Annotated in this window: 18 protein-coding genes and 1 pseudogene; 15 read left to right on the top strand and 4 right to left on the bottom strand. The window is 46.6% G+C overall.

What is annotated here, in order from left to right; all coding sequences use genetic code 11:
* Window positions 1–8 precede the first annotated feature (8 nt).
* Window positions 9–1001 (top strand): NADP-dependent oxidoreductase, encoded by a 993-nt coding sequence (locus tag WC615_RS01430; RefSeq protein WP_372976365.1) that lies wholly within the window; start codon window positions 9–11, stop codon window positions 999–1001.
* Window positions 1002–1317: 316 nt separating this feature from the next.
* Here the strand turns inward: WC615_RS01430 and WC615_RS01425 are convergent, their stop codons facing one another.
* On the bottom strand, window positions 1318–1788 hold the full coding sequence (locus tag WC615_RS01425; protein ID WP_372976364.1) for a winged helix-turn-helix transcriptional regulator: 471 nt from the start codon (window positions 1786–1788) through the stop codon (window positions 1318–1320).
* A gap of 77 nt (window positions 1789–1865) precedes the next feature.
* On the opposite strand from WC615_RS01425, the pseudogene WC615_RS01420 reads away from it, so the two are divergent.
* From WC615_RS01420 to WC615_RS01375, 10 genes and pseudogenes are all read left to right on the top strand, one after another.
* A pseudogene (locus WC615_RS01420) lies at window positions 1866–2659 on the top strand (SDR family oxidoreductase).
* 17 nt (window positions 2660–2676) lie between these two features.
* Window positions 2677–3000, top strand: coding sequence for a nuclear transport factor 2 family protein (locus WC615_RS01415; RefSeq protein ID WP_372976363.1), 324 nt, complete (start codon window positions 2677–2679; stop codon window positions 2998–3000).
* Between the two features lie 359 nt (window positions 3001–3359).
* Window positions 3360–4595: an aminotransferase class I/II-fold pyridoxal phosphate-dependent enzyme gene (locus WC615_RS01410; protein ID WP_372976362.1), complete on the top strand. Its 1236-nt coding sequence runs from the start codon at window positions 3360–3362 to the stop codon at window positions 4593–4595.
* Window positions 4596–4674: 79 nt separating this feature from the next.
* A complete protein-coding gene (locus WC615_RS01405) occupies window positions 4675–5532 on the top strand; it encodes an RteC domain-containing protein (protein ID WP_372976361.1) in 858 nt (285 codons plus the stop codon).
* 357 nt (window positions 5533–5889) lie between these two features.
* Window positions 5890–6876 carry an IS110 family transposase gene (locus WC615_RS01400; protein WP_372976360.1) on the top strand — a complete coding sequence of 329 codons (987 nt, stop codon included), beginning with the start codon at window positions 5890–5892 and terminating at the stop codon, window positions 6874–6876.
* A 244-nt stretch (window positions 6877–7120) separates the two neighbouring features.
* On the top strand, window positions 7121–7639 hold the full coding sequence (locus WC615_RS01395) for a hypothetical protein (protein WP_372976359.1): 519 nt from the start codon (window positions 7121–7123) through the stop codon (window positions 7637–7639).
* Window positions 7640–7642: 3 nt separating this feature from the next.
* Complete coding sequence (locus WC615_RS01390; protein ID WP_372976358.1) at window positions 7643–7855, top strand: helix-turn-helix domain-containing protein; 213 nt, start codon at window positions 7643–7645, stop codon at window positions 7853–7855.
* A gap of 32 nt (window positions 7856–7887) precedes the next feature.
* Window positions 7888–9000, top strand: a complete 1113-nt coding sequence (locus WC615_RS01385; protein WP_372976357.1) for a serine hydrolase domain-containing protein — start codon at window positions 7888–7890, stop codon at window positions 8998–9000.
* Window positions 9001–9873: 873 nt separating this feature from the next.
* Window positions 9874–10941, top strand: a complete 1068-nt coding sequence (locus WC615_RS01380) for a sensor histidine kinase (protein ID WP_372976356.1) — start codon at window positions 9874–9876, stop codon at window positions 10939–10941.
* On the top strand, window positions 10941–11678 hold the full coding sequence (locus WC615_RS01375; protein ID WP_372976355.1) for a LytR/AlgR family response regulator transcription factor: 738 nt from the start codon (window positions 10941–10943) through the stop codon (window positions 11676–11678). The genes WC615_RS01380 and WC615_RS01375 overlap by 1 nt, the downstream gene beginning before the upstream one ends.
* A 6-nt stretch (window positions 11679–11684) precedes the next feature.
* Here WC615_RS01375 and WC615_RS01370 read toward each other — a convergent pair whose 3' ends face one another.
* Together WC615_RS01370 and WC615_RS01365 are read right to left on the bottom strand one after the other, a co-directional pair.
* Window positions 11685–14813 (bottom strand): lantibiotic dehydratase, encoded by a 3129-nt coding sequence (locus tag WC615_RS01370; protein WP_372976354.1) that lies wholly within the window; start codon window positions 14811–14813, stop codon window positions 11685–11687.
* Between the two features lie 52 nt (window positions 14814–14865).
* Window positions 14866–15330 carry a hypothetical protein gene (locus WC615_RS01365; RefSeq protein ID WP_372976353.1) on the bottom strand — a complete coding sequence of 155 codons (465 nt, stop codon included), beginning with the start codon at window positions 15328–15330 and terminating at the stop codon, window positions 14866–14868.
* Between the two features lie 323 nt (window positions 15331–15653).
* On the opposite strand from WC615_RS01365, the gene WC615_RS01360 reads away from it, so the two are divergent.
* Window positions 15654–16589 (top strand): glycosyltransferase family 2 protein, encoded by a 936-nt coding sequence (locus WC615_RS01360; protein WP_372976352.1) that lies wholly within the window; start codon window positions 15654–15656, stop codon window positions 16587–16589.
* On the opposite strand, the gene WC615_RS01355 is transcribed toward WC615_RS01360, so the two are convergent.
* Window positions 16519–17685: a glycosyltransferase family 2 protein gene (locus WC615_RS01355; protein WP_372976351.1), complete on the bottom strand. Its 1167-nt coding sequence runs from the start codon at window positions 17683–17685 to the stop codon at window positions 16519–16521. The two genes, WC615_RS01360 and WC615_RS01355, sit on opposite strands and share 71 nt — an antisense overlap.
* Window positions 17686–17851: 166 nt before the next feature.
* On the opposite strand from WC615_RS01355, the gene WC615_RS01350 reads away from it, so the two are divergent.
* Genes WC615_RS01350 through WC615_RS01340 form a run of 3 tightly spaced genes read left to right on the top strand, consistent with a single transcriptional unit; the run spans window position 17852 to window position 20900 of the window.
* Window positions 17852–18781 carry a UPF0489 family protein gene (locus WC615_RS01350; RefSeq protein ID WP_372976350.1) on the top strand — a complete coding sequence of 310 codons (930 nt, stop codon included), beginning with the start codon at window positions 17852–17854 and terminating at the stop codon, window positions 18779–18781.
* Complete coding sequence (locus WC615_RS01345) at window positions 18720–20633, top strand: S41 family peptidase (protein WP_372976349.1); 1914 nt, start codon at window positions 18720–18722, stop codon at window positions 20631–20633. Before WC615_RS01350 ends, WC615_RS01345 begins: the two co-directional genes overlap by 62 nt.
* Window positions 20634–20900, top strand: a complete 267-nt coding sequence (locus tag WC615_RS01340; protein WP_372976348.1) for a hypothetical protein — start codon at window positions 20634–20636, stop codon at window positions 20898–20900.
* Window positions 20901–20913 lie beyond the last annotated feature (13 nt).

The raw sequence follows: 20913 nt of genomic DNA, 5'->3' as shown, positions 1-20913 counted from the left end.
ATTCAAGTATGAAAAGCAGACTTATCAAGCTTGCGCGCATGCCGGAAGGTATGCCACAGATCATTGACTTCCAGTTGGAAGAAGACGAACCGGGACCTATAAAAAATGGTGAGTTGTTATTAAAGCCATTATATTTTTCCGTTGATCCATACCTTCGAGCTGCTATGAGCGGGGGACATCCGCCCAATTTGAACGTGGGTGATATAGTTAAATCACGTGGTATTGCGGAGGTAATTACATCAACTCATCGGAATTTCGCGAAAGGGGATTTTGTAATGGGTTATATGGAATGGCGTGACCGACTTATAGCCAGTGCAAATGAGCTCAACCGCCTTGAGGCTAGCGGATTGCCCTTAAACGCATACCTGAGTGTATTAGGATCTACCGGGTTGTCAGCTTATTTCGCGCTTAACGAAATTGGAAAGCCTAAGAAAGGAGAGACGATGGTCGTTTCCGGAGCAGCTGGCGCGGTTGGGAGTATTGCCGGCCAAATCGGGAAAATTTTTGGTTGTAAAGTTATTGGTATTGCCGGCAGCGATGAGAAAATAAAGTTGATTACTTCCGATTTCCGATTCGATGGGGCAATCAACTATAAAACCAGTAAGGATATTGGTGCTGCCATAAAGAACCTTTGCCCTGAAGGCGTTGATGTTTATTTCGATAACGTTGGCGGCGATGTATCAGACGCAGTGCTCAGCAGTATGAACAATTATGGGCGTGTAGTAGTTTGCGGAACAATCGCTGAATATAATGATAGTCAACCGGCAATGGGTCCAAGATTGCTGCCGCTTATCATTTTTAAAAAATTATTATTACAGGGATTCCTCATTGGCGATTATAAAGACCGGTTTGAAGAGGGTAGAACTCAATTGCAACAATGGCTTGCTGACGATAAAATCCGTTATCAGGAAACAATTACAAAGGGCTTTGAGCAACTTCCCAATGCGTTTATTGGACTTTTTAATGGTGAAAATATAGGTAAGATGTTAGTTGAACTATAACCATGATGCGCCAATCCTATAAATTGTTGCGCTGACAGGCAACGGAAAAGGCCAATTTAAACCGATGACAGTAATAGTAAAAGATAGGATGACGTAGATATGGTGCACCGATATCCGGCTGCTACATGGGACCGGTCCCATGTAGCAGCCATGGCCTGGGAAGAGGAGGTTCACCGATCACGACGAAAGGATATTCTACTTCAGGTACTACATGTATTCCTGAGCATTACCTGAACTATTAGGTCCACCTGGCCAACTCAGCAAGAACCTGGATCATCAGTCGCTCTCTTGAGGCAAATCGTGAAAAACCAGGACGTCAGGCTAAGACGCGAATTTTTGCTCCTTCAGTATGAGCTTCTACATGTTCAGTTGACGACAGTGCGGCTCGCTTTAGAATGACCCTGCGAAGCCGCTCCTGATGCTCATCACCCCAAATGCCAATGGAACTGATAAGCGGGATAAGCGTTTTGCCAAAATCGGTTAGCGTGTATTCTACCCGCGGTGGCATAACCGGGTAGATCTTTTTAATGACCATTTCATGGTCTTCAAGTTCTTTCAGTTGCACATTGAGTACACGCCTGGTAACATCCGGGATCTTTCGCTGAAGTTCACTGGGCCTTAAGTTGCCTTCGTGAATGAACCAAAGGAGACGGACCTTCCATTTGCCATACAGTACTTCACCGACCAGGTCAAGTCCGCAATTTAAATAGGGAGTAGTCTTTTTTACATACATAAATACAAATATACAACAGGCCTGGTAAGTGAGCAATACGGATAAATTTATCACTATCTGATTCGTAAGTCCGTTATTGTATGATATATGTGTACTGCTGAAATTTGGACAAAAAAATAACAATAAACATCATGACACAACAGTTCAATTACAGTAATGAATTATCAGGCAAAATCGCCCTGGTAACAGGAGGTACAAAAGGCGCCGGAAAGGCGATCGCAGAAAGGCTCTTGCAAGCCGGTGCAACGGTAATTATAACTGCAAGGAATGCTCCCGAAGAAGAAAACAACAACCTGCATTTTATCCCTTCGGATCTAAGCAAGGCTCAAGATGCGCAAAAAGTGATAGCGAAGTCCTGTCAACCTATGGCAGGCTGGATATCCTGATCAACAACCTTGGTGCTTCATCAACACCTGCCGGTGGCTTTTCAGCATTGAATGATGAGGATTGGATATCAACCCTGCAAGCTAATTTACTTGCTCCTGTCAGGCTTGACAGGGGATTTTTACCGCAAATGATCGAGCGGAAAAGTGGTGTTATTATTCACATCGCCTCCATCCAGGGCATTTTGCCGCTATACGATTCTACATTGCCGTACGCAGCTTCAAAAGCAGGATTGATCAATTACAGTAAAAGCTTATCGAAAGAAGTTACGCCAAAATGTGTCCGTGTGTTAGCGGTTTCTCCGGGTTGGATAAATACGTCAGCATCGGTAGCCTTTTTGGGCGAGATCGCAAGAAATTCAAATAGCACTGTAGAAGAAGCTCAGCAAGGTGTGATGGATGCATTGGGCGGCATACCTTACGGCTGGCCCGCCGAACCGGAAGAAGTAGCCGAACTGGTTGGCTTCCTGGTTTCACCAAGAGCCAATTATTTAACAGGAACAAATTTCATTATTGACGGCGGAACAGTACCAACAATTTAAAAATAAAAAAAACGAACATGGAATTGCCAAAATTAGTTGCGCGTTTCGTACAAACGCAGAACAATCAGGACATCAGGGCCTACGTGGAGTGTTTCACCGAATCCGCCATCGTTTACGACGAAGGCAAGACCCATACTGGCAGAGAGGAGATCCGCCAATGGATCGACGAAGCAAATGCGAAATATCAATCTTCTATGAAACCTCTTAAATATGAGGAGGACGGATCGAAGGGAACGCTGACCGCGAAGGTTTCGGGCACTTTCCCCGGAAGCCCTATAGTGCTGGAGTTTCACCTGGAAACAAAGGACGGGCTCATTGATTCTCTAAAAGTAACCGGATAAAATTGGTTTTCGAAAGACAACGCTGAACACTTATTAGAAGACCGCCTATTTTGGATATGGCGGTTTTTAGTATCAAATTGTACCGGTTCCTGCATCGAATTGTTATTTAGCCGGAGATGGATGGCAATACCCATTATATCAAACCTATAAATAGCCTTTACTGCTACCTCTAATTCCCTGCAAAAGCATCAGCGCAAGGGCTATACCGTTATCTTTAAATTCCAAAACTACTATTTTCAACGAGGTGTTCTTGCATAACACGATCCCCTAAGAAAACGCTTCCGGAAGTGTAACCCGGGTGTTAACACTCTTTACCACGAATTAATCCACTTTGTTTTGCTTCCATATTCATAAAACAAATGATGATGAAGCAAAACTTTGATAATAACAGCTTCCGGGATTTCGAGTACATCCCGGGCATGGATGCCTGGGGGAGGGCGAGAATGTTCCAGGCGTACCTGGATGATCAGACGGCAAAAGGACAATTGAATTACCGGCTCGTCACCACCAGCGGCTGTGGCCCCGTAACCGAAATGGGCGGAAAAAAAATGATCAGCCTCGTATCCAACGACTATTTGGGCTTTACGCAACACCCGCTCGTCAAACAGGCGGCCATAGACGGGATCCTGAAATACGGCGCGGGGGCCGGGGCATCACCCGCCATCGGCGGGCATTACGATTACCATGAATTGCTGGAGCAAAAGATCGCCCGGTTCTTCCGGAAAGAGCACGCGATCATCTATACGACCGGCTATACCTCCAACAGCGCTTCCCTGCAATGCATCCTGACCAAAGAAGACCTCGTGATCCTGGATGCCGGTGTGCACACCAGCGTCATGGAAGGCTGCCAGCTGACCAACCGAAAGACCGTCAGGCATAACGACCTGGACGCTTATGAGCACATCCTGAAGATGTCCAGGGGCAGGCACCCGCTGGTGCTCGTCGTTATCGACGGCGTGTATTCGCAGGACGGCGACCTGGCGCCCTTACCGGAGATCATTGCGCTCTGCAAAAAATATGGGGCAAAACTGATGGTTGACGATGCGCATGGTACAGGTGTAATCGGCAAGACCGGCAGGGGACTGATCGAAACCTGTGATGCCTGGAGTGATGTCGACCTCATTACCGGGACATTCAGTAAAACGTTCGGGCATATCGGCGGCTATGTCGTTGCCGGTAAAGAGATGGTGAGTTACCTGAAATATCAAAGCAGGCAGCACCTGTTCTCCGCCAGCTCTACCCCGGCAGCATTGGCTATTATCAAAGCTATTGAGCTGATAGATGAGCAACCGCACTGGATGGCGGCTTTGCATGATAATATAGATTACTTCCGGCAAGGACTGCTTGGCCTTGACCTGAACATCGGTGACACGCAGTCGGCAATTTTCCCGGTGCGGGTGGGGGATAAGATCAGGAACGCGCGGATCTGCCATGCGATGCAGCAGATGGGGGTCTATGCGAACCAGATCAACTACCCTGCGGTGTCGATGAAGGATGCCCGGATAAGAATGGGCGTAACGGCTTTGCATGATCGGTCGCATTTGGATGAGGTGCTGAATGTTTGGTCGGATATCAAAAGACAGTTTAAGATATAGCACGGGTGTCTTTTGGCTTACATCGAAGATGGTTTCTGCAATTATTTGCGGAACCGTCTTCATCTAAAAGAATATGATGATGAGAAAATTTACGGAAAAACTCTTTACGGAATTAACAGAGGAATTATCGGTTTACGCTGACTTAGGTACTTTGCCTGTCCGAAAGGTGACGGGCACTATGCACAGCATTCAAACGGCATTTGAAAAGCTGAAACGCTTTATTACGGACACTTCATTTAGAAATCAGGATGATGAGATCGTCTTTTTCAAATACGAAAAGCCGAAATTTACAGCCGAACATTTCTACGCCATGGAGATCTTTACGATAGAAACCGCGCGGCCGCTCAATGATACGGCAACGTTAAAAGCCTTTTACGAACAGGAGTTAAAGTACATCCACCGGTTTTTAGAACAAAACAAGTTCCTGTATTCCTATTACCAGTTCGACCTCAAAGAACTCGATCACCTGCTTTTTGTCCGGGGAGCCAAACCCGTGGATATCCCCGTGCCTGAGCTGATGGGGCTTGACCCGCAATTCACCACCTGCTGCGATATGCTATGGGGCAAGTTTATGGCATTCGAACGGCTGGAGAAATGGCTGCAGAATGAGATCAGCGAACTGAACGGCGGCGGCGCAGCTGCCCTCGTACCGCCCGCCCAACCCGTAGCACCCATAGGCGCATTAAAGTGGACCGGCGAAAGCATCAACCTGGTAGAAATTGCTTACGGAATCTGGCTAACAGGCCAGCTGAATAACGGGCAGGTGTCGATAACGGAGATCGTAGAGTTTCTGGAGGCTGCGTTTCGCATCCGGATAGGCAAGGCGCACCGGCGCTGGCAAGGGATCGCTAACCGCAAGCGATTGGGTTATACGAAGTTTTTGGATGAGATGAAGACAGGTATAGAAAGAAGGGTGGAAGAGGAACTGGAGCGGTAACAGGATAATACGCCGCGCGCTGCTTTGGTCATACGGACGACCGTCCGGCCATCCCCGTTCTCTTTCCTTAACTGAACATTCCTCCGCTCCATACACCCCTTAAACATCCAATTCCGCGATAAGACGCCCCATTGTCAAGGGGGCCTTTAGATTTGCCAATAGTTAAAAGAAACTATCTTGTGGATAAGGAACAGGGTGAACTCAGTCAAGGGCTAGGCTAATGACCTATCCGCCGTATTAGTCTCTGCTCCGAACCTCAAGATCATGTCGTGACCAGTTAGAATAGTAGACTTCAAGGTCTTGTAAAGGCATTAGTCATCGACATATCTTTTAATCTGACCATTAATCTAAAAACCGATGAAATTTACAAACTTTGTGGGCGTAGATGTGTCAAAACTGACTATTGATGCACATGTACGAGGAAGCAATGCTTCCAAAACCTTTGCTAATAATCCCAAAGGCTTCACAGCTCTACTGATATGGAGTAAAAAGCTAATTCCGGACGTAGATCAGAACGCTATTCTAATTTGCTTTGAGCATACGGGTATGTATAGCATTAAGCTTGCGATTCATTTGCAGGAACTTAATATTCCATTCGCAATGATCTCTCCACTTGAGATTAAGAAATCACTGGATATGCACCGTGGCAAAAGCGATTTTATTGATGCTAAGCGCAAAGCGAATTATGCCTGGTTGCACCGGGACGATATCAAACCATCAGTATTGCCAACCAAAAGTATACTCAAACTTCAAACTCTGTTGACCTTGCGGGACAGGCTGGTGAGAGACCGGGGCGGCTTTGAGGCAACCTGTAAAGAACAGCGTTTGTCACTAGGTATAGCTAACAATGCTGAGATGTTTGAAGTCTATCAAAGCATGATCGGTCACTTGAACACACAAATCAAAAGCTTAGACGCGCAGATATTAAGTGTTATCGATAGTGATGTTAGTTTAAAGAAAACCTATGATCTGCTAACCAGTATGAAAGGCATTGGCCCCGTCATTGCAGCTAACATGATTACGAGTACCCATAATTTTACTCGCTTTGCAAGTTGGCGAAAGTTCGCTTGTTATATTGGAACGGCTCCTTTCGAACATATGTCCGGTACAAGCGTTAGAGGTAAAACTCAGGTTAGCCATTTGGCTAATAAACAGCTTAAAAAGCTACTTCATTTAGCTGCAATTAGTGCTATCATTCATAACAAAGAGTTAAGGGCTTATTACTTAAGAAGGGTTGGCCAGGGCAAAAGCAAGATGAGTACAATTAACGTTCTTCGTAATAAGATTCTCGCCCGCATGTTCGCGCTTATTAACCGGCAATCTGGATATGAATATGCAGCTTAGACGGGTAGCATCTTACGCTTAAACAACCAAAGCAGCTTCCGGGCAGGTTCTGTAAAGGGCAGCGAAGGTAGCGTAGCAGACGTAGCTGTTTATATACCCTTTACAGTTTCTGAATGGAACTGAACTTTGTGTTAGTGTGAAGATTCTTGCATTACTTATTTAATATATCCCAAATAAATTTATAGATTAATTATTGTTTTACGATAATTAATCTATAAATTTGCCTTGTACTAATATTACTGATATGACTTCTGTTAAACTTATCGCTAAAGTTTTATTGCACCTGTCCAGGGTGCTGGCTTTTATTTATTTTATTACTTTCCTATACACGCTGATTAGTCTTGAAGGCAAGTCAGGCTCGGTATTGCTGCATGATGCTAACCGGCAGTTTATCCTTTACCTGCCTTTTACGCATATCCCGTTTTTGCTTGGATTTAACAACCCTGTATATATCTGGGTCGAGTTTTTGCCACTTTTTATACTATATGCTTTGTTCTTCCTGCTATTGAGCAATGTATTTAACGTATTCATACAAGAGCGACTGTTTACACATAGAGGCTATAACTACCTGCGCGTGTTCTACCTCGCTAATTTTACTCTTCCTGTAATAATGCTCTTTTTAACAGAACTGCTTAGCGAGGCAAGCTTTGATGCTTGGGCCATTGTAGGACTGCATTTGCTGCTGGGCGTTTTCATTTTCTTCATGGCTGCCATCTTTAAGCAGGGCCTTAAACTTCAGGACGAACAGGATCTAATTTTTTAAGCTATGCCAATTGTTGTAAACGTAGATGTAATGCTGGCCAGGCGCAAAATGCAAAGCAAGGATCTGGCAGAGAAACTAGGCATTACGCCAGCCAATTTTTCAATCCTTAAAACCGGAAAGGCAAAGGGTATCAGGTTTGATACCTTAAGTGCGATCTGCGAAATTCTGAATTGCCAGCCGGGAGATATGTTAGAATTTGTACCCGATAAAGCATGATCCTCTAAAATTTATATATTAAATAATCTGATATGACATCAAGACTAATGATTGTCCTGGCACTTATAGTGCTGGGCAGGGCTTCCTTTGCCCAAACTAAAATAAACCGGATTGATAGCCTACTTAATTCACTTAATGAAAAAGGCAAACTGAACGGCAATGTGCTGGTTGCCGAAAAAGGTAAAATCATCTACCTTAAGAGCTTTGGCATAGCTAACGAAGCTACTGGGGAGAAGATTGATAAAAACACGATTTTTGAACTGGCTTCGTGCTCAAAGCAGTTCACCGCTATGGCGATCGTGATCTTAAAAGAGCAAGGAAACTTAAGCTTGGATGACCCAATAGCGAAGTATCTGCCCAAGCTTGCTTTCTATGACAAGATAACCATCCGTAACCTCTTGAATCACACAGGCGGCTTGCAAGATTACTTGAGCATTATGGATACTGTTTTTGACAAACATAAAATTGCTGTCAATGACGACATCATAACCATTTTTGCCAGACTCAGGCCGGCACTTGAATTTAGCCCGGGAACACAGTTCAAATACAGTAATACCGGATATGCATTACTGGCTTCCATCATCGAAAAAGCTTCCGGCGAAAGCTATGCCAGCTTCCTGAAGAAAAATATCTTTGATCCCCTGCATATGCAGCGCACGTTTGTTTTTAACAGAAGATTGCATCCAAGGAAGATCGAAAATTACGCATTTGGCTACATTTACTCTAAGTACCTCGGGAAATATCTCCTGCCGGATTCCATTGAAAAGGCTAAAGTAGTTTTTTGGCTGGATGGCGTAGTTGGCGATGGCACTGTTAACTCAACCGTTCTGGATCTACTTAAATGGGACCGTGCACTTTATACCAATAAACTGATCTCCAAAACGGATATGCAGCAGGTGTTCTCTCCTGCCAAACTTGATGATGGGTCGTTCACCAAATATGGTTTCGGGTGGAAGATCGAGCAACATACTGACTATGGCAAGGTGGTGCGGCATAGTGGCGGCTGGCCAGGATATAAAAGCGACATAGAAAGGCACACCGATAGTGATAAAACAATCATCGTTTTACAGAATCATTACGATGCTGCCGAACCAACCAAGATTATCAGGAGCATTTTATATAATCAGCCATTAGTCACACCGTAACAATGATGACCTGTGCAAAAATTCGTTGTAATTAAGTGGTTTCCTGTTGTTTTTTTATCGAAATACTTGCACAGGTCTTAGAATACGGCAGAAAAAGTTCCGTAACTATTATTAGCGCCATTTATATACCCTTGACGATGGAACGGCTGAGCTAAATTTGTGATAAGGTGTTGGTGCTTTTATAGAAGATCTGACTGGTAATTGACTCTGTCATTAGGCAATATTTGTACACATAGTGGCAATGACACGTGATACTTTTTTTACAAACGGTTTTGCGGTTGCCTTATTTACGCCCAAGCTTGTACCGGTTAGTAAAATTGTTTGTTTCATGTCGCTCTAGTTTATGACGAAAAGGATACCGTAATCGCATAGGGGCAGATCATACAAGTGCTGGTAGCTGTATACTTTACGATTAAGCCAGCCATAGTTTACCCTTTCTTTAGTTGTGCTAGGCGCCCGCCGGAAGCAAAAAAGGCGCACAGGACAAATGCGGCAGCGACTCGTTCAAACGCTAACGAAATCGCCGCCGCCCTGCACCTGCAATGAATGCGCTTAACCAGAAAGACTAACGGGCGGAAAGACGGCCCGGCTGCAGGGTTTTCAGCTGATGATTATAGATAAGTAGTATGAGTGATCGTAGCGGTGGTTACCGTGGTCGGATCTGTGTCTGTCGGAAATTTCTGATCCGGACGTTGTGATGAGCCGTAGCTGAAAAGGGTCTTAGTTTTCGGGAGTTTCAATTTTACGCAAGATTTTTTCATGTAATTTCAGTTTTAACTTTTAATTTAGGTCTGTCCTGCTATGGCTGAAATTTTATTACACGAACTGTTATTTAAGTGATACGAAAACTCCTTTATCCCCTGATAATAAAGCATGATTAAAATCAAGGAGAATTTACGTTCGTCAGAGCCGCATTTTATCTTTTGGGCGCTATTCATCGCATATGAGCTTCTGGTCAATTATTATTTCAATGGGGGCGTCCTGTCCTCCTGGATCGATATCATAACCTTTTATCCGCTGAACATCGGCTTATTCTACCTGCACACCTCCATCACTTTTTTTGTTTCCCGGCAGGGAACTACGCGCTACTTCAATATGCTGCTGTTTATTATCTTGGAACTGCTTGTTTATCTCGCTGTCAAATTTTGTATCGTTAAGCTGTATATGTTCATCGGCGCATATGACGTCAGCCGAAACGAGAAACTGAGCAGGTTTGTTGTCAGCAGCAGCTGGCGCGCCGGCTATTTCATCGTGCTCAGTTCGGCATTCGCTTTCGGCCGGCTGACCATCAGCTCCCTCGGCCGGATCAGCCGGCTGGACCGCGAGATGCTGCAGCAGCGCCTGGAAAAAGAACAAACGGAAAACAGTCTGCTCGCTACAAAAAATGCCTTTTTAAAGGCCCAGATCAATCCGCATTTTTTGTTTAATATCTTATCTTATATTCACACCCGGATCATTGTTCATTCAGAGCCGCTGGGAGAAGTGATCATCACCCTTTCTGAAATGATGCGTTATGCTTTTACTGAAACGGATCAGGATGGTAAAGTGGTTTTGAAAGAAGAGATACAACAAATGAAGAACTATATCGGTCTTAATCAGCTTCGTTACAATCAGCAGCTGAAGATCGATTTCGTAGTGTATGGTGAACCCGGCCAGCTGAGAGTTGTTCCGCTGCTCTTTCTGACGCTTTTGGAAAATGTCTTTAAATATGCGAAGCTGGACAGCCCGGAAAACCCCGCCAAGATTCATCTGCACATCGATAAAGACAACATGAGCCTCCTGATTTTGAATTTAAAGGCAAAAAAAAGGGCTGCCTACTCTAATCAGGTAGGTATGTCAAACGTCAGAAAGCAACTGGAATTCCATTATCCTTACCGGCACCGGCTGGAAGTTGAGGAAAATGAAACCAGCTATAAACTCCACCTAAATATTCAATTATAATGATCGATTGTTACGTGATTGACGACGAGTCGCATGCTGTAGACTTACTGGTGAACTACATCGGCAAAGTACCCGATCTCAGGCTGGCCGGCTCTTCAACAGACCCCTTGCTTGCCCTCCGGGAATTGGTTGACAATCATTCTGCAGATGCCATCATCGTATTTTTGGACGTAGATATGCCGGAACTGACAGGTATAGAACTGGCGGAATTGCTGCCGGCGCACGCCGTAAAAATATTTGTGACCGCGTTTTCCGATTACGCCTTAAAAGCCTTTGACGCAAATGCCGCGGATTTCTTGCTCAAGCCTGTGGCCTTCACCAAGTTTCTAAGGGCGGTTGAGAAAGCGAAGACCCTCATTTCAGCAAACGAACGTTTGCCGGCCGAAGTAATCCCGGGTGCTATATTCATCAATCCGGGTGTTAAAGGAAAGGTGTTGAGGGTTCAGGTGGATGAGATCATCTATATTGAGGGGCTTAAGAATTACATTATCATACATACGATCACCGGCCTCAAACATATCACCTACCTTACGCTGAATGAAGTGCTGGAAGCACTCCCGGCTTCCTTGTTTTACCGGATACACAAATCGTATATCATTAACATCAGGCAGATCCAGTCCGTAGAAGGGAATATGGTCAAGCTGATTTCCGATATTACGCTTGCCGTCGGTGTCAATTACAAGGAAAACTTTATGGAAGTGATCAGCCAGCTCACCGTAAGGACAAAAAGAAAATAACGCTTTTCAGGCGGATGTAGCGCGCTTGCTTCCGCCGGCCTGCGCGTTCATGGAAGTATACATTTCGTGGAGCAGGAAGTAAATGACCAGTTCCTGCTTCCTTGCGTGGCTGGTGAACAGACGGTTCAGGTGCATATGGATCAAATCCGCAATGAATTTTTTTTGGTCAGCCGGCGACATTTTTTTTGTTTGGATCAGCAGCTTGCGGTGGTTGTTATCAAAATGCTGTTTTTCTGCGGTGATCTTTAACCTTTGGTAAAATCCTTCCGGATTTACGATGTGCTGCTGCATCTCCGCACGCATTTGCCGATACTTCTGTTTCAGGGAAAACTTCAACGCCTTACTGTTGCCATTCTCGGAAAGCAGTCTGCTGGTCACCATCCGGGTAAGCTCAAGCTTTTCAAACCATGTCGGATAAAAATTGTCAGCGATACTATGTGCCGTTGATAAAGCGAACAGGTGGTAGTCCGTACGGTGAGCATCGTTTGTGCGCTTTAAAAACGCTACGACAAGGCAGCTGCTGAAGTGAAAAGATTTTTCAGCCGCTGCGATCATTCCTTTCCCGTATCTTTCCGTTTCACGCTGATAAATGGCTGTCTGAACATCCTGTATCATATGCCGTATAATACGAGGGTTCAGTCGCTTGTTTAAAGCGCTCAGCACAATACTGTACCGCCGGCTGTCACGAAGTTTAAACCGTATCCGGAGATGACTTCCTCCCTCATTGTACCTGACAAAGAACCACTGCAGGATATCTCCCGCAAACTCCCGGCTTATGATGCCGTAGAGATCCTTCGTAAGCAATGGGTTGACGAGGGAGGGTGCGCAAAAGATTTTCAGGTACAGCCATTTACTGCCAGGCGCGAAATACCGGGCGCTTTTTTTTTCGCCCCCTGCGGGCAAAGAAACTTGTGGCTGAACCCTTACCGGGCCATCATCATACATGAGTGCGACAAATTGCGCGGCCACGGCCTTGTTTTCACTGTTAGCAAAAAGGGCATCGTCCGCTTTCAGGTATTCTTTTATAATCACCTTGCCTTTAACTGCTTTCAGGCAATTTAAAAAAAAACGCTGTTCTGCCGGCGTATCCATATCGAAAACGAGCTGACGGTCACCTTCCGATAAGGCGATGTGCCTCGGCCACCGGCCGCGTTTCCTGCAGGCTGCCAGCTGCTGCAATGCCTTTTGCTCCTCACCGGCCGTTAGTTCCCCAACAACAGCCGCCGTAAGATACCAGGTACCAAGCGACAGAATAGTACCCTTATAGCTTACCCTCGGGTAGTAAGGCATGCCAGGAAATAATGACGGAAGATCCAGGGTCAGGCTTGTCTGGTGACCCTGATGCTGGAGGTCACCAAGAAAGTTCACCAGGCTCAGCCGGTTGTGATGATAATTGAAAGCGGTTGACAGGCGCGGGATTATGCGCTTTTTCAGTGCGGAAGAATACAGCACGACTTCCTGGTTTAACACCATTACATACAGATCACTCAATGGGATCGTTTGCACGCCGCAGACGGGATCCGCGAGGTTGATATTGATGGCGAAGTCGTAGCTTTTCAGCCGCCGGTTAATGTTGTCTGTGTGCGTATCTCCGAGGAAATTGATTTCAGCTAACAGCAGATCCGGATTTCTCGCCTGTTCGATCCGGGCAAGGTCCTGCACAGCGTCGTGTATATCTGTTGAGAAAAGACTAAAACGGCTGATCAGCGGTAGCGCCGAGCAACCTCCGGCAGCCTCGATAATAAGTCCCTCATTGCAAAAACTGAACATCACTGCAAGGGACGCCGGTAAGGGGAGGGGATGCAGGTGCTGCAACTGGTCAAGGTCTTCATCGGTAAGTGCCAGCTCCCTGTCCGCTGCGCCAGTGCCGGTCCATTTCTGCATGAATAAAAGATGTGTGTCCGTCCATGCTGGTTTAGCGGAAAGGTCGGATCCGGGGGGGCGGAAATCCACACCTTCAAGTAAATCATTATCCCCGGTTATCTGGGATCCGGAACCGTACCCCACACCGGTCTCGGGATCGAGGGCCTGCAGTAAGGGAATGGCTTGACGGTCGAACTTCTCTGTAAAAGCTTTGGCAAAGGCAGGCAGGCTGGTCGGGACTTTATCCGGTGCAAGTTTTTGAAGCAGCAGCACTGCTTCCTTCAGATGCTTTTGATGACGAGCATCTATTCCTCCTTCCGCTTCGGCTACAGCTGCGCCGTAAATGAGATTTCCAGGTGCCGCCAGGTGATCTTCGCGAAGTTCCACAGCCAAGAGAGCCGCGGCATTAATGATGCCGGCAACGTCAGCAGATTTCACGGATTGTACCGCGGTATTTATGCGTTGTATGCGGCTGCGGATTGCGGCGTCCGGGTTTGTCACTTCTTGCGCAAGCCGCAAAAGGTAATCCTGCCCGAGTGTTGACGGCTGCTGTCTTTTAACCAATACCTGCTGCGCTGTCAGGAAATTCAGGAAGGTTTTTGCCTCCTGTTCCGTACATCCGCTATGTGCCGTAATGACTTCGCGGATAAATGAGGGATTTTGCGGTGAATCGGATAAACGGGCGATGACCTTTTCGAGAACTGCGGAGTTTTCAACCGCCAAAAGCTGATACTGCACTTTCCCGCTGGATTCGTCCCATGTGCTGTTAATATAGCGGTAATCTTTGCCGGCCGCGTAAAGTGTCGGGTTCAGGGTTAGTTCGGATGCATCCGGGTCCATGGACGTGGCGATCTTGTGCAGTACAAGCTGATCAGCATACAGCGACAGGGCTGCTTCCGGTGTCCGGAAACGCAAATGCGTTTTATAATGTTGCCAGGAAGTAAGTCCGAAAGCAGACATTAAACCGAAAGGGGTGCAGCGGAAACTCATCCGGTTGTAGTATTTGCGTACGGTGATTAGTTCGCCCGGGCTTAAGAGGGCTGCAGCGAATCCCTTTTTTTCAAGCGCGCGGAAAAAAGCGGGACTGGCAAGGTAGAGCGCTGCTCTGAATGTTTCATCCGACAAAATATGGTCAAGATTTTCCGGCTGATAATCGCTGAGGCTTAGTATAGGCGATCGGAAAATCAACCCGGGAAGAAATTGCAATTCCGGCATGGTGATATCGGTTAAGGTCGGATTTTTAGCATTGTTGCCGGTGCAGATATACTGCATAGTTAATTTGCCTGTAATTACAGGTTAGTTCTGACTACACCTGCGGAAGCAGTCAAATAAGGAAAAACTTATCGCGCCGGCCTTCCCTCCGGGCACCGATCAGGCCCCTGATCTTGAGCGATGACAGCACACCTGAAATCGTCTTTTCAATGGTTGTCGCGTCCAGGTCCGGTTCCTGGCCGACGATGACGCCGGCTATTTCTTCGCGGAAACCTTCCCCGAGTGATTTCAGCGCAAATGCGATCTTTTTCGTAAAGGTCATTGTGTTTTTATAAACCACCGGAACCTGCAATGTTTTTTTTGCCTTGCCCCCGCCCGTTTCCGGTTCGGCAGGACGGAAATCAGGCGCATTTTCAGTAATCCGGTAAGCCGGCAGATCTGACGATATACTATCCTGATGCGCCTGTTCTGTAAGAAAAGCCGCTAAGGTATCTTCAATTCTTTTGTACTGTTGCTGATGGTATCTTAATTTTTCTTTCAGCTGGTCTATAATATCCTGATCGCTAGCGATTTTCATAGTGCCTTTTTTTACAAATGTAAGGGTAATCTTAACTATTCGTATATGTAATCTTCAGTTTCGTGTAATAAATAGCGGGGAAATTTTAAGAATTGATAATTTTCAACAAGCAAAAAAGATTTTATGAAAGACAAGCCGACGTGTTTAACTATATTGGAAATGCAGCAGTTGAGGAATTTCCATGCTGAACAGATCTTACTGATCGATTGTCTGATGGCCGTGGCCCGCAAAAACGACATCAACTCAGCGCCCACCGCTTACTCCGTCGAACAGTATAACTACGCGCCTTATCATCTGATGAACTGATCAACCGATAATTTATAATGCAGGTCTCCCTGGCATCACCAAGACCATTAACCAACCGCTTTATCGTTGTTATACCGGCCTATAACGCCGCTCAGACCATAGCGCGTGCCATTGGTTCGGTGACAACGCAACGCTTCGATGACCTGGGTATCATCATCCGGAATGATCTTTCTACCGACGATACCGGTAAAATCTGCCGCAGGCTGTTTGGTATTGAAACGGCCGGGGGGGACTTCTCTGCCACTTATGCGGGAAAGGAAATACTGTACATCGAAAACAGTAATAAACTATACGGCGGGGGAAATACATATGATTCCGTCATGAACTGGGTTCACAACCCGGAAGCTGTTGTCGCGGTGGTCGACGGAGATGATCACCTTCTGCATCCGGATGCAATAACCCGGCTTTCTTACGCATACCGGGACGCCGATATCTGGCTGGCCTGGTCCCAGCACCAATCTACGGCACTGAAAGCTTCGGGTCAGACCGGCTATTCGAATCCCTTACCGGGCGATGATATCATTTATTCCTCCAGGCAGTACTGGTCGGTTTCCCATTTCCGTTCTTGTAAGGCCTGGCTATTCGGTTTGATTGATCCGGAGGATCTCAAAGATCCCTTCACCGGCGAACAGTTTTTCAGAGTGGCGGCAGACGCTGCCCTTCTTTATCCGATCATAGAAATGTGCGGGAACATGCACAGCCGCTTTATAGACGAGGTTTTATATGCCTATGAAGACAAGTTGCCGACGAATGAGGCAGCGATTTACCAGGGCATTCAGCAGGAATATACCGCTTTTATCAGGAGTAAGACGCCTTACAGGCCTTTAGACCATAAAGCAGAAGCGGCGGGAGCTTTTTTAGCGGTTGACCTGACTGACCGCGTTAAACCGATGCAGAGACCCGGGGTTCCGGCCTTTCCTGCGGTTGTTTTGCCGGCACCCAAAAAAAACTGATCAGCGCATTATACCAGCTGATGAAGGTAACCATCAACCAGAAGGCGGGATAGAGCGGTACCAGATAACCTGCCTTCATATGCAGGCCTTTTCTTTCATCTTTCAGATCGATATAAAGGTAGCTGTAATAGCCTACACTGATCAGATAGGAAAGACCGATCAGATACAGGACCCCCCCTTTCAGCAGGATTGTGGCAACAAGCACATCCAGCGGGATACTCACCAGCAGTGTCACGGAAACAATGTCCTGTAAGGTCCGCAGGCCAATGGCGGTGCGCGCGGTCATCTGCTCCCGGTAAAATGACCGCTGGAAAAAAATGGTCTCGATATAACCAAGGTACCACCTTTTTCGCTGGATAAGCAATTTCTTCAGGCTTAATGGCGGGCGCGTTAAGGCAAGTGTTCGTTTCTCGTAGACAGCTTTCATGCCAAGCTTCAGGCCGATAACGGTCGCTTCCCGGTCCTCGCCATTCCGATAACCGCTGTGTTCCTGATAAATTCTTAGCAACGCTTCCCGTTTATAGCAGGAACCTGCACCTGGCATGACCGGGACACTCTGATCTTTCAGGTGGAATTGATAATAATACCTCGCAAAAGCGTATTCCAGTTGCTGAAAAGAAAATACCGCGCCGGATCCTTCATAAGGAATCATTTTGAAATAACAGCCCATGGTCTCCGGCAATGCTTCCAGCGCCGGCAGCGTTTCTTTCAGCTGGGCAACATCCAGCAGGTCCGTGTCGAAATCAGAAAGGATAACATGATGATGGGAGATCTGCGAGGCGACCAGATGCAACGCCCCGACTTTTTGCGCATTCGGATAGACGGAAGCGGCCGTTAAGCGGGAATTGCAACTGGCCAGGTAAGCAATTAGTACAGCCAAACTGCTGTCTGTCGACCCGTCATTGATCAGAATTACCTCAATATCGGCATGGCATGCCGCAAACTTCTCAAAATAAATTAAACGCTCCTGAAAATTCGCTGATGATGCTTCATTATAGAGCGGTATCAGCAACGCGATTCGTTTAGCGTTAACGCGGCCTGTCAGCCATGTAAGATCAAGGGCCTGCAGGGAACGGAATGCAGCGGTTTTCTTCATATTATATAGTAGTTGTCAGTTGAAAATCCCATATGATCGGATAAGTGCTGTTTCCAAACAGCCTTTAAAGGTATAAATATATCTTAAAAAATAATTAAGATTTATTTTAAGATATATTTGTTTCTTTAAGATTTAAGATTTAATATTGTTTAAATCATCTGACTTTATGAAAGTTCCTGTTTTTATTGTGGAAGAGCATCACGAAGCATTTTTAGTGTGGGACTTTGCCAGAAGGTCAGGTCAGATCGCCGGACCATGTCTGCTGATGCATTATGATGATCATGCTGACATGAGAGCGCCGGAGTTAAACCGTTCCGTAAAAGAAATCGCATTGAAAGAAGCGGCATATGTAAGGGAGCTGGTTGATGAGAACCTGGCCATTGACAATTTTATCGTGCCGGCCATCTATGCCGGATTTATTAACGGATTGTACTGGATCAAAAGGGACCGCAGCAACTCATCCCGGATGAATTTAACCCTCCGGTCTTTCAACCAGGAGGGGATGAAATTCATCTGTCAGCAGGACGACGGGTCAGAGAGAACGGCTGATGCAAGAACCTTCAGCTACTTTAAGGGCGGCAACGACCATGTTTTTACGGACCCACCGGAAGCCGGCGTCAAAATATTACTGGATATCGATCTTGATTATTTTTCCTGCTGCGAGCAGCCCTCCAGGCAAACCGTTGTTGCCATTACCAGGGCGGAGTTCGAAGAGTTCAGTGCGGACGCCTATCATCCTTTAAAATATATCACATCCAGGGTAGAGGCCGTCCGTTACGGAGATGGCTATTATTACCTGTTCAACAAAAGCAGTTTTTCTTATGAAAGTAGACGCCGGCTGGATGCTGAGGCCATACAGGAACTGATCAATGAACTGATCAGCGGGTTGCGGCATAACAGGGTCAAGCCGGAACTCATTACCATCTGCAGGTCCCGTTTCAGCGGCTTTACACCCGAAGATCAGTGGGAGATGATCGAGTCACAGTTGATTTTCGGTCTGAGTACGCTCTATGACCTTGATCTGCACAGCATCAATGAACTTCGTCCAGCAAAAGACCACACCTTTGAACACGCCGGTTATGCAAAATCTTTATAAATTATATCTGTCGGCATTGCTGTGCCTCAGTGCCGGAACTGCTCCTGCACAGATATATGCGTATTACAAGACCGGTAATAAAATAAGGAAGTATGCGCTGCAGCCTGACCGGCAGCTTACAGACACCTCATTTAAGTTCCCTGTTTATAGTGATTTCCCATCCTTAAGCCAAAGTTATGCATTGAAGAATGGTCAGTCGCTGCGGCTGTCGGATACAAAAGTCCGGGTGCCTGCTTCCGGGTGGCACCTGACAGGCAGATTCTTTACAAGGAATGTGCTGAATGTTACCGTCACCATGCTTAACAGGGGAGTGGAGCTGCCGCTTGCCCGGTTCGCGCCGAATCGGCAGGGTTACCAGTACCCGCTTGATGTCGAACTGAAGCCGGATTCACTGTTCAGAACGCCGCCCGACAGCATCGTGGTGCGGATCAGCTATCATAAGGCAGATACTGCTAAGGGGGCTTCGCTCATTCTTGGGGATCTTTCCATTGATCAGCAAAGCATTGTACAACATTACTCACCTTCAGACCTGTTCACCACCCTTCCGTTCCGGAACCAGTCTAAATCTGTTGCTCCCAAGACTGTTTTTGAAGACCTGGGACAGTACCGGCACTTTCCCTCCGGACAATCCGAACAGGATTACAAAGCGACGATATTCATCGAAGGTGCGCAAAACGACACGCCTGCGTACCTGGACAGTGTGTTTATGTTCCTCGTGACCAGGTATCCGTTCTATAAAACCAGGTCACTGGACAGGGAACAGGTTATTGACCGCGCGAGGCGCTTATTACAATACAGTGAGCCACTTTGTAACCGCGTCAACGCGATGAATGAATTCCTCGGCGCAGCCATAGGCGACCCGCATTTTTACATCTATTCCAGGTGTCAGCCCAGGTTTGATAAAAGCCTGGTCAGCCCAATTGTTTGCTACGATCTTAACGGTAAATGTGTGATCGCAGCGGTAAATGACCGGGATTTGCAGACTCAGGTGGCTTTGGGCAGTGTGATAACTGAAATCAGCGGTATCGACAAACAGCTTTTAACCGGTGCTACCGCCCTGCAGGTGAATAACTGGCTGCGCAAAAAGGCAGGCGAGGAGGTCATACTTGGCCTGAAAGACGCCGGCGGGCGTAAAGGGCAGGTCCGCTATCTGACAAAAGCCGCTTATCCCGCGCTGCCCGGCCGCAGGGATAGGAGCAGGCTATTCATACAGATCAACGACACCAGTTCTTATTACAGGGTGAGCAGTATCAGCGATGCGTTTGTGAATGATTTCATTTCGAATCTGGACTCCATCAGCCATAGCCGTAAGCTTATCCTTGACTTCAGAAATTGCGGAGGCGGAGACTTCTTTGCCGGGGCAAGGCTTTTATCCTGTTTTGTGCCGGGCGCCCGCAAGCTTTTTGATTTCCGGGCCATCGCTACCGGAAAAATGGATTCTGTGGTCGCTGAAGCCGGGCTCTCGCCCGTATCCTATCCCCAAAAGGGTCAGTTAGTATTGCTGTACAACAGAAACTCCGCCTGCGTGGCGGAACTCCTCCTATATGCGTTGTCGAAGTACAGGAGCAACACGCTGCGCATTAGCAGCGAAAGATCTGCAGGTGCACTGGCCTTTACCTATCAGGTAGTACTGCCCGGCGGCGACGACGTTGCTTTTACAACAAATGCGCTAAGCCCCGGTGAGATCCTGCTTGACGGCCGTTCCATTGAAAAGTCCGGCTTATTACCCGACATCATGGTTCATCTGGATACCGTATCAGATCTTGCGCCTTACGACGATAAACTACTGCAGGTTGCTTTGCATGCAGGAGAAAAATATAAAGCCGGGAAAAGAAAATTCGGGACCCGGTGAATGAAATCAGGCGGTGACAGCATTATTGTTCCTGCTGCAAGACACTATGTAAATAGTATAATTAATATTTTTTTAACCTTTAATTTCTTTAAGATGAACAAAGATTCGTTGAAAGAGGATTTACTAAAAAGAGAGTTAGTAAAACCAAACAGCACTGAAGAAAGGCTTGCTCAGGAAGTAGAGTCTTTATGCGAAACTTTCGATTGTACCGGTAACCTTGCACGTGCAAATGGTGACATCGGCAGCGAAAATGATATCTTATTTTAAGATATGCTTGATG

Origin of the sequence: Mucilaginibacter sp., from assembly GCF_041663085.1 — a bacterium.
Classification (GTDB): domain Bacteria; phylum Bacteroidota; class Bacteroidia; order Sphingobacteriales; family Sphingobacteriaceae; genus Mucilaginibacter.
Note: the sequence above shows the minus strand (reverse complement) of the source record. Positions and strands in the feature narration are given on the sequence as shown.